We start from the raw sequence: 16,876 nt of genomic DNA, 5'->3' as shown, positions 1-16,876 counted from the left end.
GTGAGCAATCTGTCGCTCGATTTTTCCGACAACGCGTTTCAACCTCTGGCCGCTCGCATGCGGCCAGAAAATTTAGCGCAGTATATTGGCCAGCAGCATCTGCTGGCGCCGGGTAAACCCCTGCCGCGGGCGATTGAAGCCGGGCATCTGCATTCAATGATCCTCTGGGGGCCGCCGGGCACCGGCAAGACCACCCTCGCGGAAGTGATTGCCCGCTACGCCAGCGCCGATGTCGAACGGATCTCGGCGGTGACCTCAGGGGTGAAAGAGATTCGCGAGGCTATTGAGCGCGCGAGGCAAAATCGCAACGCCGGCCGGCGGACCATCCTGTTTGTTGACGAAGTGCATCGCTTTAATAAAAGCCAGCAGGATGCCTTTCTGCCCCATATTGAAGACGGCACCATCACTTTTATTGGCGCGACCACCGAAAACCCCTCCTTTGAGCTTAATTCAGCGCTGCTCTCCCGCGCCCGCGTCTACTTACTGAAATCGCTGACCACCGACGATATCGAGCGGGTGCTTGACCAGGCGATGAACGATAAGTCCCGCGGCTACGGCGGGCAGGATATTATTCTGCCGGAAGAGACCCGCAAGGCCATCGCCGAACTGGTGAACGGCGACGCGAGGCGGGCGCTGAATACCCTGGAAATGATGGCTGATATGGCCGAGAGCGATGACTCGGGCAAGCGGGTGCTGAAGGCGGAACTGCTGACCGAGATCGCTGGCGAGCGCAGCGCGCGCTTTGATAACAAAGGCGACCGGTTCTACGATTTGATTTCTGCTCTGCATAAGTCGGTGCGCGGTAGCGCGCCGGATGCGGCACTTTACTGGTATGCGCGGATCATCACCGCCGGCGGCGATCCGCTGTACGTTGCCCGCCGCTGTCTGGCGATAGCCTCGGAAGATGTCGGCAACGCCGACCCACGGGCGATGCAGGTCGCCATTTCGGCGTGGGATTGCTTTACCCGCGTCGGGCCGGCGGAAGGCGAACGGGCGATTGCCCAGGCCATTGTCTATCTGGCCTGCGCGCCGAAAAGTAACGCCGTCTACACCGCCTTTAAAGCGGCGCTGTCCGACGCGCGGGATCGTCCTGACTACGACGTTCCGGTGCATCTGCGCAATGCGCCGACGAAGCTGATGAAAGAGATGGGTTACGGACAGGAGTATCGTTACGCTCATGACGAACCCAACGCCTACGCCGCCGGCGAGCAGTACTTCCCGCAGGAAATGGCGCAAACGCGCTATTATCACCCGACAAACCGGGGGCTTGAGGGCAAAATTGGCGAAAAGCTCGCCTGGCTCGCTGAACAGGATCAAAATAGCCCGATAAAACGCTACCGCTAATTGAGGCGTTGCGGTAAGGTTATTACTCTATTTCCGTGGTCGTAGTCTGCGGCCACTTTTCTTTATTTAATTCGATAAGCACAGGATAAGCATGCTCGATCCCAATCTGCTGCGTACCGAGCCAGACGCAGTCGCAGAAAAACTGGCACGCCGGGGCTTTAAGCTGGATGTAGATAAACTTCGCGCGCTTGAAGAGCGTCGTAAAGTTCTGCAGGTGCAAACGGAAAACCTGCAGGCGGAGCGTAACTCCCGATCGAAATCCATTGGCCAGGCGAAAGCGCGCGGGGAAGACATCGAGCCATTACGCCTGGAAGTGAACAAACTCGGCGAACAGTTGGATGCTGCAAAGTCCGAGCTGGAAACGCTGCTGGCGGAAATTCGCGATATCGCGCTGGCGATCCCGAATATTCCTCATGATGATGTGCCGGTTGGCCGTGACGAAAACGACAACGTTGAAGTCAGCCGCTGGGGCACGCCGCGCCAGTTCGATTTTGAAGTGCGCGATCACGTGACGCTGGGGGAAATGCACGGGGGGCTGGATTTTGCCGCCGCCGTTAAGCTGACTGGTTCGCGTTTTGTGGTGATGAAAGGCCAGCTGGCCCGTCTGCACCGCGCCCTGGCGCAGTTCATGCTGGATCTGCACACCGAACAGCATGGCTATAGCGAAAACTATGTCCCGTACCTGGTGAACCAGGACACGCTGTATGGCACCGGCCAGTTGCCGAAATTCGCTGGCGACCTGTTCCATACTCGTCCGCTGGAAGAAGAAGCCGACAGCAGCAACTACGCGCTGATCCCGACGGCGGAAGTGCCGCTGACCAACCTGGTACGCGATGAAATCATCGACGAAGACGACCTGCCGATCAAAATGACCGCCCATACGCCGTGCTTCCGCTCTGAAGCCGGTTCCTATGGTCGCGACACCCGCGGTCTGATCCGCATGCACCAGTTCGACAAAGTTGAAATGGTGCAGATCGTGCGTCCGGAAGACTCCATGGCCGCGCTGGAAGAGATGACCGGTCACGCCGAGAAAGTGCTGCAGCTGCTGGGTCTGCCGTACCGTAAGGTCGCGCTGTGCACCGGCGATATGGGCTTCAGCGCCTGCAAAACCTACGACCTGGAAGTGTGGGTTCCGGCGCAGAACACCTACCGTGAAATCTCTTCCTGCTCTAACGTCTGGGATTTCCAGGCGCGTCGTATGCAGGCCCGCTGCCGCAGCAAGTCCGACAAGAAGACTCGCCTCGTTCATACTCTGAATGGTTCTGGTCTGGCGGTAGGTCGTACCCTGGTGGCGCTGATGGAAAACTATCAGCAGGCCGATGGCCGTATTGAGATCCCGGAAATTCTGCGCCCGTATATGCGTGGCCTCGAATATATCGGGTAATTTTTTCTTCCTCTCTTTTAAAAGCGCCTGCGGGCGCTTTTTTTACGCCCTTATTGATACCGGGCAATAATCCATTCTACGAATGCAGTGATACTCCCTTTGGATTAAATCAGCATAAAAAACCAATAATATTTCAAAGCAATATATATATGACTATATAGCGCTTGTCAGTTTATTGTGAGCAACCAAAGCGAGTATCCATGAAAATTAAAGCCCCCGATGCTTTACTGGCTGCTGAGGTAAGCCGCCGTGGTCTGATGAAAACCTCGGCAATAGGCGGCCTGGCGCTGGCCAGCAACGCACTAACATTACCCTTTACCCGACTGGCGCATGCCGCCGATACGCCGGCACCCGCCAACGAGAAGGTGGTCTGGAGTGCCTGTACCGTCAACTGCGGCAGCCGCTGCCCGCTGCGCATGCACGTGGTGGATGGCGCGATTAAATACGTCGAAACCGATAATACCGGTGACGATAACTATGACGGTTTGCACCAGGTCCGCGCCTGCCTGCGCGGGCGTTCGATGCGCCGCCGCGTCTATAACCCGGATCGCCTGAAGTACCCGATGAAGCGCGTTGGCAAACGCGGGGAAGGGAAATTCGAGCAAATCAGCTGGGAAGAGGCGTTCGATACTATCGCCAGCAATATGCAGCGGCTGATTAAAGAATACGGCAACGAATCCATCTATCTGAACTACGGCACCGGTACGCTCGGCGGCACGCTGACTCGTTCCTGGCCGCCAGGAAAAACGCTGATTGCCCGTCTGATGAACTGCTGCGGCGGTTATCTGAACCACTATGGCGATTACTCTTCGGCGCAGATTGCCGAGGGCCTCAATTATACCTACGGCGGCTGGGCCGACGGCAATAGTCCATCGGATATTGAAAACAGCCAGCTGGTGGTGCTGTTCGGCAATAACCCCGGCGAAACGCGGATGAGCGGCGGCGGGGTGACATACTACCTTGAACAGGCGCGGCAGAAATCCAATGCCCGGATGATCATCATCGATCCGCGCTATACCGACACCGGCGCCGGGCGTGAAGATGAATGGATCCCGATTCGCCCCGGCACCGATGCGGCGCTGGTATCGGGTCTGGCGTGGGTGATGATCACCGAGAATCTGGTCGATCAGCCGTTCCTCGATAAATACTGCGTGGGATACGACGAGAAAACGCTGCCCGCCGGTGCGCCAGCCAATGGTCACTACAAAGCTTACATTCTTGGCCAGGGCACGGACGGTATCGCCAAAACGCCGGAGTGGGCCTCGACGATTACCGGTATTCCGCGCGAACGCATTGTTAAACTGGCGCGCGAAATTGCCACCGCCAAACCGGCCTATATCAGCCAGGGTTGGGGGCCGCAGCGTCACGCCAACGGCGAAATCGCCACCCGGGCTATCTCGATGCTCGCTATCCTGACGGGTAACGTCGGGATCAACGGCGGCAACAGCGGCGCGCGCGAGGGCTCTTACAGCCTGCCCTTTGAGCGCATGCCGACGCTGGAGAATCCGGTTCAGACCAGTATCTCGATGTTTATGTGGACCGACGCTATCGAGCGTGGTCCGGAAATGACCGCGCTGCGCGACGGCGTTCGTGGCAAAGATAAGCTCGACGTGCCGATCAAAATGATCTGGAACTATGCGGGCAATTGCCTGATTAACCAGCACTCAGAGATCAACCGTACCCACGAGATCCTGCAGGACGACAAGAAGTGCGAGATGATCGTAGTCATCGATTGCCATATGACCTCGTCCGCGAAATACGCCGATATTCTGCTGCCGGACTGCACCGCCTCCGAGCAGATGGATTTCGCGCTGGATGCCTCCTGCGGCAACATGTCCTACATCATCTTTGCCGATCAGGCCATCAAGCCGCGTTTCGAATGCAAAACTATCTATGAGATGACCACCGAGCTGGCAAAACGCCTCGGTGTGGAGCAGCAGTTTACCGAAGGCCGTACCCAGGAAGGCTGGATGCGCCATCTGTATGAACAGTCGCAGAAAGCGATTCCTGACCTACCAGATTTCGACACCTTCCGCCAGCAGGGCATTTATAAGCAGCGCGATCCGCAAGGACACCATGTGGCCTACAAAGCCTTCCGCGAGGATCCGCAGGCCAATCCGCTGACCACGCCGTCGGGCAAGATCGAAATCTACTCGCAGGCGCTGGCGAAAATCGCGGCCACCTGGGAGCTGCCGGAAGGGGATGTTATCGATCCACTGCCGATCTACACCCCGGGCTTCGAAAACTACAACGATCCATTGACGGCGAAATACCCGCTACAGCTGACCGGCTTCCACTATAAATCGCGCGTTCACTCAACTTACGGCAACGTCGATGTACTGAAGGCCGCCTGTCGGCAGGAGATGTGGATTAACCCGATCGACGCGAAGCAACGCGGCATTGCCAACGGCGATCGCATTCGCATCTTCAACGACCGCGGAGAAGTGCATATTGAAGCGAAGGTGACGCCGCGCATGATGCCGGGCGTTGTCGCGCTGGGGGAAGGGGCCTGGTATAACCCGGACGCTTCACGGGTGGATCAGGCGGGCAGCATTAACGTGCTGACCACCCAGCGTCCGTCGCCGCTGGCGAAGGGGAACCCGTCGCATACCAACCTCGTCCAGGTTGAGAAGCTGTAAGGAGTAACCGATGACAACTCAGTATGGATTTTTTATTGATTCCGCCCGTTGCACCGGTTGCAAGACCTGCGAACTGGCCTGTAAGGATTACAAGAACCTGACCCCGGAGGTCAGCTTCCGCCGCATCTATGAGTATGCCGGTGGCGACTGGCAGGAGGATAACGGTGTCTGGAATCAGAACGTTTTTGCTTATTACCTCTCCATCGCCTGTAACCACTGCGAAGATCCGGCCTGCACCAAGGTCTGTCCGAGCGGGGCAATGCACAAGCGTGAAGATGGTTTTGTTGTGGTCAACGAAGAGGTGTGCATTGGCTGCCGTTACTGCCATATGGCCTGCCCGTACGGCGCCCCGCAGTACAACGCCGACAAGGGCCACATGACCAAGTGCGACGGTTGCCATGAGCGCGTCGCCGAGGGGAAAAAGCCGATCTGCGTCGAGTCCTGCCCGCTGCGGGCGCTTGATTTCGGGCCGATTGCCGAGCTGCGCGCTAAGCATGGCCAGCTGGCCGCGGTAGCCCCGCTGCCGTCGGCGCACTTTACCAGGCCGAGTATCGTTATTAAACCTAACGCCAATGCCCGGCCGTGTGGCGATACCACCGGTTACCTGGCGAATCCGAAGGAGGTGTGAGATGGGAAACGGATGGCATGAATGGCCGCTGATGATCTTTACTGTCTTCGGCCAGTGCGTCGCGGGCGGGTTTATCGTCATGGCCCTGGCGCTGATGACGGGCAATCTTTCTCGCGAGCAGGAGCAGCGCGTGGTTGGGAGTATGTTTGGCCTGTGGGTATTGATGGGGATCGGGTTTATCGCCTCGACAATGCACCTCGGTTCGCCGCTACGGGCCTTTAACTCGCTGAATCGCGTGGGAGCCTCGTCGCTGAGTAATGAGATAGCCAGCGGGGCGATCTTCTTCGCCGTCGGCGGGATTGGCTGGCTACTGGCCGTGTGTAAAAAACTGCCTGCCGGCCTGCGTAGCCTGTGGCTGATAGTCACCATGGTGCTGGGCGTGATCTTCGTCTGGATGATGGTGCGGGTATACAACACTATCGACACGGTGCCGACCTGGTACACCGTCTGGACGCCGCTGAGCTTCTTCCTGACGCTGTTTATCGGCGGTCCGCTGCTGGGCTACCTGCTGCTGCGCGTGGCAGGCGTTGACGGTTGGGCGCTGCGCTTGCTGCCGGTGGTTACTTTGTTGGCGCTGCTGGCGAGTATTGTCGTGGTCCTGATGCAGGGGAGTGAACTCGCCACTATCCGCAGTTCAATCCAGCAGGCCTCCGCTCTGGTGCCGGATTATGGGTTGCTTATGGCCTGGCGTATGGTGCTGCTGGCGCTGGCCCTGGCCTGCTGGTGCGTGCCGCAGATCCGCGGCCGCAAGCCGGCGGTCTCGCTGCTTAGCCTGGCGTTTGTTCTGGTGCTGGCGGGAGAGATGATTGGCCGCGGCGTATTCTATGGTCTGCATATGACCGTGGGGATGGCTATCGCCAGTTAATCGGCGTCATCATGCCGGCGGTCATACGCCGGCATGATGAAAACGTGCTGTCGATAGATGAAATTTTTCAACTGAAATCAACGTCGACATTTATTAATAAATTAAGAAAAACAACAGTGTATTATCTGTTGCCTCACCTTTACCCATTCTGTGGATAAAAAACTTCTATCGTAGCCTGCAAAACCGCATCACGCCTGATTTCAGGTGGATTGACAATGTTTTTAGCGGTGGCATGATGCGCTCGCGATCTGAACATTCCTCACGGTTTTTTACCCATGACCATCTACACCCGGCCAGTGCAAATGCTGCTCTGTGGCCTGCTTTTATTGACCCTGGCGATAGCGGTGCTGAATACGCTCGTCCCGCTCTGGCTCGCCCATGAAAATATGCCAACCTGGCAGGTCGGCATGGTGGGGTCATCCTATTTTACCGGCAACCTGGCCGGTACGTTGCTGGCTGGTTGGGTGATTAAGCGCCTTGGGTTTAACCGCAGCTATTATCTCGCGTCGTTAATTTTCGCCGTCGGCTGCGTAGGGCTGGGGATCACCGTTGGCTTCTGGACGTGGCTGAGCTGGCGGTTTATCGCCGGCGTAGGCTGCGCGATGATTTGGGTGGTGGTGGAAAGCGCGCTGGTCTGCAGCGGGACTTCCCGCAGCCGCGGCCGTCTGCTGGCGGCGTACATGATGGTCTATTATGTCGGTACCGTACTGGGCCAGCTGATGGTCAGTAAGTTACCTACCGATTTAATGAGCGTCCTGCCGTGGGTGACTGGCCTGGCGCTGGCGGCGATCCTGCCGCTGCTGTTCACCCGTATTATGGGACAGGCTGAAGAGCCGCACGAAACGGTACGTATCTGGCCAATGCTGAAGCTGCGCCAGGCGCGCCACGGGGTCAATGGCTGTATTATCTCGGGGATTGTCCTCGGTTCGCTGTATGGCCTGATGCCGCTGTGGCTGAACCATCAGGGTGTGAGCGACGCCGGCATTGGCTTCTGGATGGCGGTGATGGTGAGCGCGGGGATCCTCGGCCAGTGGCCGGTAGGGCGCCTGGCTGACCGCTATGGCCGTCTGCTGGTGCTGCGGGTGCAGGTCTTTGTGGTCATTCTGGGCTGTATGGCGATGCTGAGTCAGGCGGCAATGGCCCCGGCGCTGTTTGTGCTTGGGGCATCCGGTTTCACGCTGTATCCGGTGGCGATGGCCTGGGCCTGCGAAAAAGTCGAACATCACCAACTGGTGGCGATGAATCAGGCGCTGCTGATGAGTTATACCATCGGCAGTCTGCTGGGCCCGACCCTGACAGCAATGCTGATGCAGAATTTCTCAGACAATCTGCTGTTTATCATGATCGCCAGCGTGTCGTTTATCTATCTGCTGACCCTGCTGCGTAAAGCCGGGCATCATCCGACGCCGGTGGCGCACGCATAACCATTCTGACGTGCAGCGAAGGCTGCACGTCATCTGTTTCTATCGCATGTTTTCCACTGCAGAGAGACGGCATTGCGCTTTTCATGAGGATCAACGGCGGGGCTGGAATGATTTCCAGTGTCGCTTCGGGCCGGCGTAAGCGCACCACCGACCCTGATGAGGCTCTTAGTACATCACCTTGTGACCATACTGCTCAAGAATGCCTTTCACCCGCTCCATGGTCTCTTTTTTCGGCGGATGAACGCCGTCCAGCTTGTACTCTTCGCCCATCGCTACCCATTTGTGTTTGCCCAGCTCATGGTAGGGCAGCAGTTCAATTTTCTCGACGTTGCCCATATCGCGGGTAAATTCGCCCAGGCGGTGCGCGGAGTCATCATCGTCTGACCAGCCCGGAACCACGACGTAGCGGATCCAGACATTGATATTCTTTTTCGCCAGATACTGGGCAAACGCAAGGGTGCGGTGGTTGGAAACGCCGACCAGGTTCTGGTGGATCTCATCGTTCATCTGCTTAAGATCCAGCATGACCAGGTCAGTCACCTCCAGCAGTTCGTCGATAACCGGATCGTAGCGACGGACAAAGCCGTTGGTATCGAGACAGGTATGAATACCTTCCTTTTTACAGGCGCGGAACCAGTCGCGAACAAACTCCGCCTGCAGGATCGCTTCGCCGCCTGATGCCGTGACGCCGCCGCCGGAGGCATTCATAAAGTGACGATAGGTCACTACCTCTTTCATTAACTCTTCAACGGTGATTTCTTTGCCGCCGTGGGTATCCCAGGTGTCACGGTTATGGCAGTACAGGCAGCGCATCAGGCAGCCCTGGAAAAAGGTAATAAAGCGGATGCCCGGGCCATCAACGGTGCCACAGGATTCAAAGGAGTGAATGCGACCAATAACTGACATTGCGGTGTTTTCTCCAGATGTGGCCCATCCGGGGCCGTGTTGGTGCACAGCTCAGCGGCTGCGTCGAGTCTGTTTTGACAGGTACCCAAAGTATAGATAACTGGCAAAGCAGGCTGGGGCGGGGATCACTTGTTAAAAAGGCCCCACTGATGTGGGGCCTTTATTGTACGCTTTTTCAGTCAGACTGGGAATTACATGGTCTGAGTGAAGGTACGGGTAATAACGTCCTGCTGCTGTTCTTTGGTCAGGGAGTTAAAACGTACGGCGTAGCCAGATACGCGGATGGTCAGCTGCGGATATTTTTCCGGGTTTTCCATCGCGTCGAGCAGCATTTCGCGGTTCATGACGTTCACGTTCAGGTGCTGGCCACCTTCGATGGACGCTTCGTGGTGGAAGTAACCATCCATCAGACCGGCCAGGTTGGTCTTACGAACTTCGTCATCTTTACCCAGCGCGTTCGGCACGATAGAGAAGGTGTAAGAGATACCATCTTTCGCGTAAGCAAACGGCAGTTTAGCAACGGAAGTCAGTGAGGCAACAGCACCTTTCTGGTCACGACCGTGCATCGGGTTAGCACCTGGTCCGAACGGCGCGCCAGCGCGACGACCGTCTGGGGTGTTACCGGTTTTCTTACCATATACCACGTTAGAGGTGATGGTCAGAACAGACTGAGTCGGGATAGCGTTGCGGTAGGTGTGCAGTTTCTGAATTTTCTTCATGAAACGTTCAACCAGGTCAACGGCCATGTCATCGACGCGAGCATCGTTGTTACCAAACTGCGGGTATTCGCCTTCGATTTCGAAGTCGATAGCCAGACCGTCTTCGTCACGAATCGGTTTAACTTTCGCATATTTGATAGCAGACAGGGAGTCAGCAGCAACGGACAGACCAGCGATACCACACGCCATGGTGCGGATAACGTCACGGTCGTGCAGCGCCATCAGAGAGGCTTCGTAGCTGTACTTGTCGTGCATGTAGTGGATGATGTTCAGCGCGGTGACGTACTGTTTCGCCAGCCAGTCCATGAAGTGATCCATGCGATCCATGACTTCGTCGAAGTTCAGGACGTCGCCTTTGATCGGTTCAGATTTCGGACCTACCTGCATTTTCAGTTTTTCATCCACGCCGCCGTTGATAGCGTACAGCATGGTTTTCGCGAGGTTAGCACGAGCACCGAAGAACTGCATTTGCTTACCAACAACCATCGGGCTTACGCAGCATGCGATAGCGTAGTCGTCGTTGTTGAAGTCCGGACGCATCAGGTCATCGTTCTCATACTGCAGAGAAGAGGTATCGATGGACACTTTAGCCGCGAATTTCTTGAAGCTCAGTGGCAGTTTTTCAGACCACAGGATAGTAATGTTCGGCTCCGGAGACGGCCCCATGGTGTACAGGGTGTTCAGGAAGCGGAAGCTGTTTTTGGTGACCAGAGTACGGCCGTCAACACCCATACCGCCGATGGATTCTGTTGCCCAAATCGGGTCGCCGGAGAACAGTTCATCATATTCCGGGGTACGCAGGAAGCGAACCATACGCAGTTTCATGACCAGGTGGTCAACCATTTCCTGCGCGTCTTGCTCGGTGATTTTACCGGCCTGCAGGTCACGTTCGATGTAGATATCCAGGAAGCTGGAGGTACGACCGAAGGACATTGCTGCGCCGTTCTGAGATTTCACGGCAGCCAGGTAACCGAAGTAGGTCCACTGGATAGCTTCCTGAGCAGTCGTTGCCGGACCGGAGATGTCGTAGCCATATTTAGCCGCCATCTCTTTGATCTGACCCAGTGCACGGTGTTGTTCAGAGATCTCTTCACGCAGACGGATGGTCGCTTCCAGATCTTCGCCGCTTTCCAGTTTTTCTTGCAGAGACTGGAACTGAGCGTATTTGTCTTTCATCAGGAAGTCGATACCGTACAGCGCAACGCGACGGTAGTCACCGATGATACGACCACGGCCGTAAGCATCCGGCAGACCGGTCAGCACGCCGGATTTACGGCAGTTCAGGATGTCTTTGGTGTAAACATCAAATACGCCCTGGTTGTGGGTTTTACGGTACTCGGTAAAGATTTTTTTCAGCATCGGATCCAGCTCGCGATTGTACGCTTTGCAGGAACCTTCAACCATTTTAATACCACCGAACGGGATGATCGCACGTTTCAGCGGCGCTTCGGTCTGCAGACCAACGATTTTTTCCAGACCTTTCTCGATATAGCCAGCGTCGTGAGAGGTGATGGTGGAAGCCAGGGCAGTGTCAAAATCAACAGGCGCGTGAGTACGGTTTTCCTGTTTTACACCTTCCATTACGGTGTCCCACAGCTTGGTGGTCGCTTCAGTTGCGCCAGCCAGGAAGGATTCGTCGCCTTCATATGGGGTGTAGTTTTTCTGAATAAAGTCACGGACGTTGACTTCATTCTGCCAGTCACCTTTCGCAAAACCTTCCCAGGCTGTGGCTAACTTTTCATTAAGCTCGGACATGTAACACCTACCTTCTTAAGTGGATTTTTTATTTACTGCCTGAAACAACCCTTAGTGATGGTCGTTGCCACGCAGGTAAATGACCCAGTATGTCAACCCGACCAGCAAACCTCCGCCGATAATGTTCCCGATAGTCACCGGAATCAGGTTATCAGTGATGAAGTTCATAACGGTCAAGTGTGAGAAACTTTCCGGAGTTGAACCGATAGCGGTCCAGAATTCCGGGCTCGCAAAATTGCGGATTACGATACCCATCGGGATCATAAACATGTTGGCGATGCTGTGCTCAAAGCCGCTGGCAACAAACATCGCTACCGGCAGGACCATGATCATCGCTTTATCCATCAGGCTACGACCGGAATAGCTCATCCATACGGCGAGACAAACCATCAGGTTAGCGAGGATACCCAGGCTCACGGCCTCCACAAAAGTATGGTGCAATTTGTGGTCAGCAGTCTGCAGGACGTTTAGCCCCCAACCGCCGTTGGCAGTCATATATTCGCCTGATAACCACATCAGCAGCACAAACAGCAGTGCGCCCACCAGGTTACCAAAATAGACGTTGAGCCAGTTTTTTGCCAGTTGCCCCCAGGTGATTCGACCGCTGGCTTTCGCCACCACGATCAGCACAGTAGAGGTAAAGAGGTCAGCGCCGCAGATAACGCACAGAATCAGACCCAGGGAAAAACAGACCCCACCGATAAGCTTGGCAATCCCAAAAGGCATCGCGGCAGTGCCGGTGGTCGCGGTGATATAGAATACGAAAGCGATGGAGATGAAAACGCCAGCGGTGATCGCCAGATAAAAGGTCTTCATCGGATGCTTCGTTGCTTTATAGACACCTGCTTCTTCGGCGACTTTCGCCATCGCGGCAGGGAGCAAAAGATCAAAAGGGTTGTCAGCTTTCACACTAACTCTCTCTTTATATAAGTTGGCGGTGAGATACTAACAAAGCATTATAGAAGGGAAATTGATATAGATCATATCTCACCGGAACTATATGCCTTTTTAGTGTGGGGTTTTTGCTTGTTTGATACTTAACTATTTGATTTTTTTGTGGAAAATAAATTTTAAAATTTATAAGTTATGTTGAATTTTTTCGTTTTTGCCCCAGTATTTGAGTTAATTAAAATGGAGTATTTTATTTTAAATTAACAATTGGTAAATGATATAAGTGCGATATTTACTATTAATTAACTTTACAACTACAAACTATAGTGGCTCCCTCGCCAGGTTAAAATAACGGAGCCGCATCGGGCTCCGTTGTTGGCAAGCATGTTGGCGTAATGGGGGCTTATTTTGCCCAGAACGCCGCTTTCGCCCGCTGCAGCTTTTCATACGCTTTCAGCAGCGACTGATGAGCCGGGAAGGCTTGCAGATCGCTGTCGACAGCCTGAAGGCCATAGAACGGGGCTTCGCCGCTTAGCGCAGCGCTGGCGGCTTCGACCGCATCGGCGCCATACATACGGATGAAGGCGTTCAGATACTGCAGCGGCTGACGCTCCTCTTCCTGGCTCAGCAGCAGCAGGGTCTGCAGGCAGCGATAGTAGTTTGCGCGCTCAGGGCTGAAGACAGAGGCATTGAATTCCATGGTCCATTCGGTCCAGATCAGCGCCTGTTCCAGATCGCCGCCAGCCAGGGCCAGCATCGCTTTCAGCTCGCCGACGCGCAGGGTATACCAGCCGTTGTCTTTCCCGGTGGCAAGGCCCAGCAGTTCGCGAACGCGGGTGAAATCATCTAGGCCTTCGTCATCCATTTGTTCGATGAGCGCCAGATAATCTTCTTTTTCCCACTCGCTGCCCGGCAGAGACAGAATGGTGTCCCGCAGATGGGCGCCCATGCTGTTGTTTGCCAGCCACAGGTCTTCTGCCGGATAAATATCCGACATGCCCGGAACGATGATACGGCAGGCGTAAACGCCCAGATGCTCGTAGTCGGCAATGTACACTTCTTTATCTTCGGCCTTGAAGATGGCCATCAGGGTGGCGAACTCTTCTTCGGTGGTGCCGGAGAAACTCCAGTCAACGAACGGATAGTCGGCATCCTGCTTGAACATATCCCAGGAGATCAGGCCGCTGGAGTCGATGAAGTGGGTTTCGAGGTTCGCGTGCTCGGCGACTTCTTCGTCATCAAAGGTCGGCGGCGTAAAGACATCAAGGTCTTTCAGGCTGCGACCCTGCAGCAGTTCTGTGACCGTACGCTCCAGCGCCACGCCGAAGTCCGGGTGGGCGCCAAAGGAAGCGAAGCAGGTGCCGTTAGTCGGGTTAAACAGCACGACGCAGATAACCGGGTATTTGCCGCCCAGCGAACCATCGTAGGCGAAAATCGGGAAGCCTTCGGCTTCAAGTTTTGCGATCGACTCCACGACGCCAGGATAGCGCGCCATGACTTCCGCCGGGATCTCCGGCAGGCTGATGCTCTCTGCGATGATGCGGTTTTTTATGTGACGTTCAAAGACCTCTGACAGGCCCTGCACACGTGCTTCATTCGGGGTATTCCCTGCAGACATACCGTTGGATACGTACAAGTTGCCAACGATATTCATCGGAATATAGACGGTTTCGCCGTCGGACTGGCGGGTAAAGGGCAGGCCGCATACGCCGCGCTCATCGTTCCCCGACTGCAGATCCACCAGCATGCTGGCGGTCAGCTGATCGTCCGGATCGTAGAACGCGAGCAGACGGGCATCCAGCAGACCTTCCGGGACATCGTCGTTTTCGGTCAGCGGGAACCACTTTTCGTTCGGGTAGTGAACAAACGGGCCATTAGCGATAGTGTCGCCTAACCAGAAGTCGGCGAAGAAATAGTTGGTGGACAGGCGCTCGAAATATTCGCCCAGCGCGGAGGCCAGGGCTGCCTTTTTGGTGGCGCCTTTACCATTGGTAAAGCACAGCGCGCATTCTTTATCGCGAATGTGAACGGACCACACGTGCGGCACCGGGTTCAGCCACGAGGCCTCTTCGATATCAAATCCGAGGTCGAGCAATTTCTGCTGGAAGCGAGCGATGGAATCTTCCAGGGCGGCATCTTTGCCGGGAATAAACGTTTGGGTCATGGCGATCACTTTTGTCGTACGGAAAGCGCGCAATGATACGGCTTTTATCTGACAGGTGCTATCTCCATCATCTGGCTATGCTTAGAGGCAACTTATGACCCACAGGGAGATGATAGATGAAAGCCTTTGACTGGCAGCGGATGGCGCTCGATAAAGTGCCGGTGGAGTTTCTTGCCGAGGTGGCGTTGCGCAGCCTCTATACCTTCGTTCTGGTCTTTATTTTCCTCAAGATTACCGGACGGCGCGGCGTGCGGCAGATGTCGCTGTTCGAGGTGTTGATTATTCTGACCCTCGGTTCGGCGGCAGGGGACGTGGCGTTTTATGACGATGTACCGCTACTGCCGGTGCTAGTGGTCTTCATCACGCTGGCGCTGCTGTATCGCGGCATCATGTGGCTGATGGGGCACAGCGAAAAGCTGGAGGATCTCCTGGAAGGTAAACCTATCGTGGTGGTCGAGGAGGGGCAGTTGGCGTGGGAGAAGCTGCATGCGGAAAACATGACCGAATTCGAATTCTTTATGGAGCTGCGGGTCAACAGCGTCGAGCAGCTTGGCCAGGTCCGGCTGGCGATCCTTGAAACCAACGGGCAGATCAGCGTGTTTTATTATCCGGATGAAGAGGTCAGAGCGGGGTTGTCTATCCTGCCTACCCACTGTACCGCGCGTTACACCACGATTCCGCAGGAGGGGATCTATGCCTGCGTACGCTGCAGCATCGTGATGGCGATGCAGGCGGGAGAAAAGCGAATATGTTCCCGCTGCGCAAATGCAGAATGGTCGAAGGCCAGCCGAGCGAAACGACTCACCTGACAGCAAATATGTCGGTTTTATTACGTCAAGCCGATAGATTCTGTTGTGTGACGGTGGCCGCGTTTTACCGTCGGCGAGTTTTAGCCATTGCGGACCGTGTCACTGAATGATAAAACCGATAGCCACAGGAATAACTTATGCCCGCGGCGGTTCGCGGGCAAAACAACATAGCAACGTGGTGAGGGGAAATGGCTCAGGTCTATAACTTCAGTTCGGGCCCGGCAATGCTGCCGGCGGAAGTACTCAAACTGGCTCAGCAAGAACTGTGCGACTGGCACGGTCTGGGTACGTCGGTCATGGAGATCAGTCACCGTGGTAAGGAGTTTATCCAGGTGGCAGAAGAGGCAGAACAGGACTTCCGCTCTCTGCTGAATATCCCTTCCAACTATAAAGTTTTGTTCTGCCACGGCGGCGGCCGCGGCCAGTTCGCGGGGATCCCGCTGAACATCCTCGGCGATAAAAACGTCGCTGACTATGTGGACGCCGGCTACTGGGCCGCCAGCGCGGTCAAAGAGGCGAAGAAATACTGCGCGCCTAACGTCATCGACGCGAAAATCACTGTCGATGGCAAGCGAGCTGTTACGCCGATGAGCGAGTGGCAGCTGACGCCGGGCGCGGCCTATCTGCATTACTGCCCGAACGAAACCATTGACGGTATCGCGATTGATGATACGCCGAATTTCGGCGACGACGTCATCGTCGCTGCTGATTTCTCCTCCACCATTCTGTCCCGCGAAATTGACGTCAACCGCTTCGGTGTAATCTACGCCGGCGCGCAGAAAAATATTGGCCCGGCAGGGCTGACGCTGGTCATCGTGCGTGAAGATCTGCTGGGCAAAGCCAGCGTGGCCTGTCCGTCGATCCTCGACTATACCGTGTTAAGCGAGAACGACTCGATGTTTAACACGCCGCCGACGTTCGCCTGGTATCTGGCTGGTCTGGTGTTTAAGTGGCTGAAACAGCAGGGCGGCGTCGCTGCGATGGATAAAATCAACCAGCAGAAAGCCGAACTGCTTTATGGCGTTATCGATAACAGCGGGTTCTACCGTAACGATGTGGCGCAAGCCAACCGCTCACGCATGAACGTGCCGTTCCAGCTGGCGGACAGCGCACTGGACAAACTGTTCCTCGAAGAGTCGTTTGCCGCCGGGCTGCACGCGCTGAAGGGCCACCGCGTGGTGGGCGGCATGCGCGCCTCCATCTACAATGCGATGCCGCTGGACGGCGTGAAGGCGTTAACCGACTTTATGCTGGACTTCGAACGCCGCCACGGTTAATCGCCTGTTTCTTTCTTCCTCCCCGCGGCCTGTCTGCGGGGTTTTTATTCTGTTTGTTTGAGAGTGAAGTT

General features: G+C 55.7%; 12 protein-coding genes. 8 read left to right on the top strand and 4 right to left on the bottom strand.

What is annotated here, in order from left to right:
* The 6 genes from rarA to DTA24_RS19245 all read left to right on the top strand — a co-directional run bounded on the left by rarA (position 1) and on the right by DTA24_RS19245 (position 8,284).
* Positions 1–1,344, top strand: coding sequence for a replication-associated recombination protein RarA (rarA, locus tag DTA24_RS19275; RefSeq protein WP_012542326.1), 1,344 nt, complete (start codon positions 1–3; stop codon positions 1,342–1,344).
* Positions 1,345–1,435: 91 nt separating this feature from the next.
* On the top strand, positions 1,436–2,728 hold the full coding sequence (gene serS / locus DTA24_RS19270) for a serine--tRNA ligase (protein ID WP_008805848.1): 1,293 nt from the start codon (positions 1,436–1,438) through the stop codon (positions 2,726–2,728).
* Between the two features lie 200 nt (positions 2,729–2,928).
* The gene (gene dmsA, locus DTA24_RS19265) at positions 2,929–5,367 is read left to right on the top strand and encodes a dimethylsulfoxide reductase subunit A (protein WP_110196058.1); all 2,439 of its coding nucleotides are present in this window, start codon (positions 2,929–2,931) and stop codon (positions 5,365–5,367) included.
* 10 nt (positions 5,368–5,377) lie between these two features.
* Positions 5,378–5,995 carry a DMSO/selenate family reductase complex B subunit gene (locus tag DTA24_RS19260; RefSeq protein ID WP_004201375.1) on the top strand — a complete coding sequence of 206 codons (618 nt, stop codon included), beginning with the start codon at positions 5,378–5,380 and terminating at the stop codon, positions 5,993–5,995.
* A gap of 1 nt (position 5,996) precedes the next feature.
* Positions 5,997–6,860 (top strand): dimethyl sulfoxide reductase anchor subunit family protein, encoded by an 864-nt coding sequence (locus tag DTA24_RS19255; RefSeq protein ID WP_022066091.1) that lies wholly within the window; start codon positions 5,997–5,999, stop codon positions 6,858–6,860.
* 275 nt (positions 6,861–7,135) lie between these two features.
* Positions 7,136–8,284 carry an MFS transporter gene (locus tag DTA24_RS19245; RefSeq protein WP_008805851.1) on the top strand — a complete coding sequence of 383 codons (1,149 nt, stop codon included), beginning with the start codon at positions 7,136–7,138 and terminating at the stop codon, positions 8,282–8,284.
* Positions 8,285–8,449: 165 nt separating this feature from the next.
* Here DTA24_RS19245 and pflA read toward each other — a convergent pair whose 3' ends face one another.
* From pflA to ycaO, 4 genes are all read right to left on the bottom strand, one after another.
* A complete protein-coding gene (gene pflA, locus DTA24_RS19240; protein ID WP_101139672.1) occupies positions 8,450–9,190 on the bottom strand; it encodes a pyruvate formate lyase 1-activating protein in 741 nt (246 codons plus the stop codon).
* Positions 9,191–9,381: 191 nt separating this feature from the next.
* Entirely contained in the window at positions 9,382–11,664 is a 2,283-nt protein-coding gene (gene pflB / locus DTA24_RS19235) for a formate C-acetyltransferase (protein WP_008805852.1), read from the bottom strand.
* A gap of 51 nt (positions 11,665–11,715) precedes the next feature.
* Positions 11,716–12,573 (bottom strand): formate transporter FocA, encoded by an 858-nt coding sequence (gene focA, locus DTA24_RS19230; RefSeq protein ID WP_008805853.1) that lies wholly within the window; start codon positions 12,571–12,573, stop codon positions 11,716–11,718.
* 385 nt (positions 12,574–12,958) lie between these two features.
* Positions 12,959–14,719 (bottom strand): 30S ribosomal protein S12 methylthiotransferase accessory factor YcaO, encoded by a 1,761-nt coding sequence (ycaO, locus tag DTA24_RS19225; RefSeq protein WP_012968619.1) that lies wholly within the window; start codon positions 14,717–14,719, stop codon positions 12,959–12,961.
* Positions 14,720–14,835: 116 nt separating this feature from the next.
* Here ycaO and DTA24_RS19220 point away from each other — a divergent pair, with 116 nt between their 5' ends.
* Positions 14,836–15,528, top strand: a complete 693-nt coding sequence (locus DTA24_RS19220) for a DUF421 domain-containing protein (RefSeq protein ID WP_012542321.1) — start codon at positions 14,836–14,838, stop codon at positions 15,526–15,528.
* A gap of 188 nt (positions 15,529–15,716) precedes the next feature.
* Positions 15,717–16,805 carry a 3-phosphoserine/phosphohydroxythreonine transaminase gene (serC, locus tag DTA24_RS19215; RefSeq protein WP_012542320.1) on the top strand — a complete coding sequence of 363 codons (1,089 nt, stop codon included), beginning with the start codon at positions 15,717–15,719 and terminating at the stop codon, positions 16,803–16,805.
* Positions 16,806–16,876 lie beyond the last annotated feature (71 nt).

Source organism: Klebsiella sp. P1CD1, assembly GCF_003790505.1.
In the GTDB taxonomy this organism is placed as follows: Bacteria; Pseudomonadota; Gammaproteobacteria; order Enterobacterales; family Enterobacteriaceae; genus Klebsiella; species Klebsiella variicola.
This window is presented reverse-complemented; position numbering and strand designations above follow the sequence as displayed.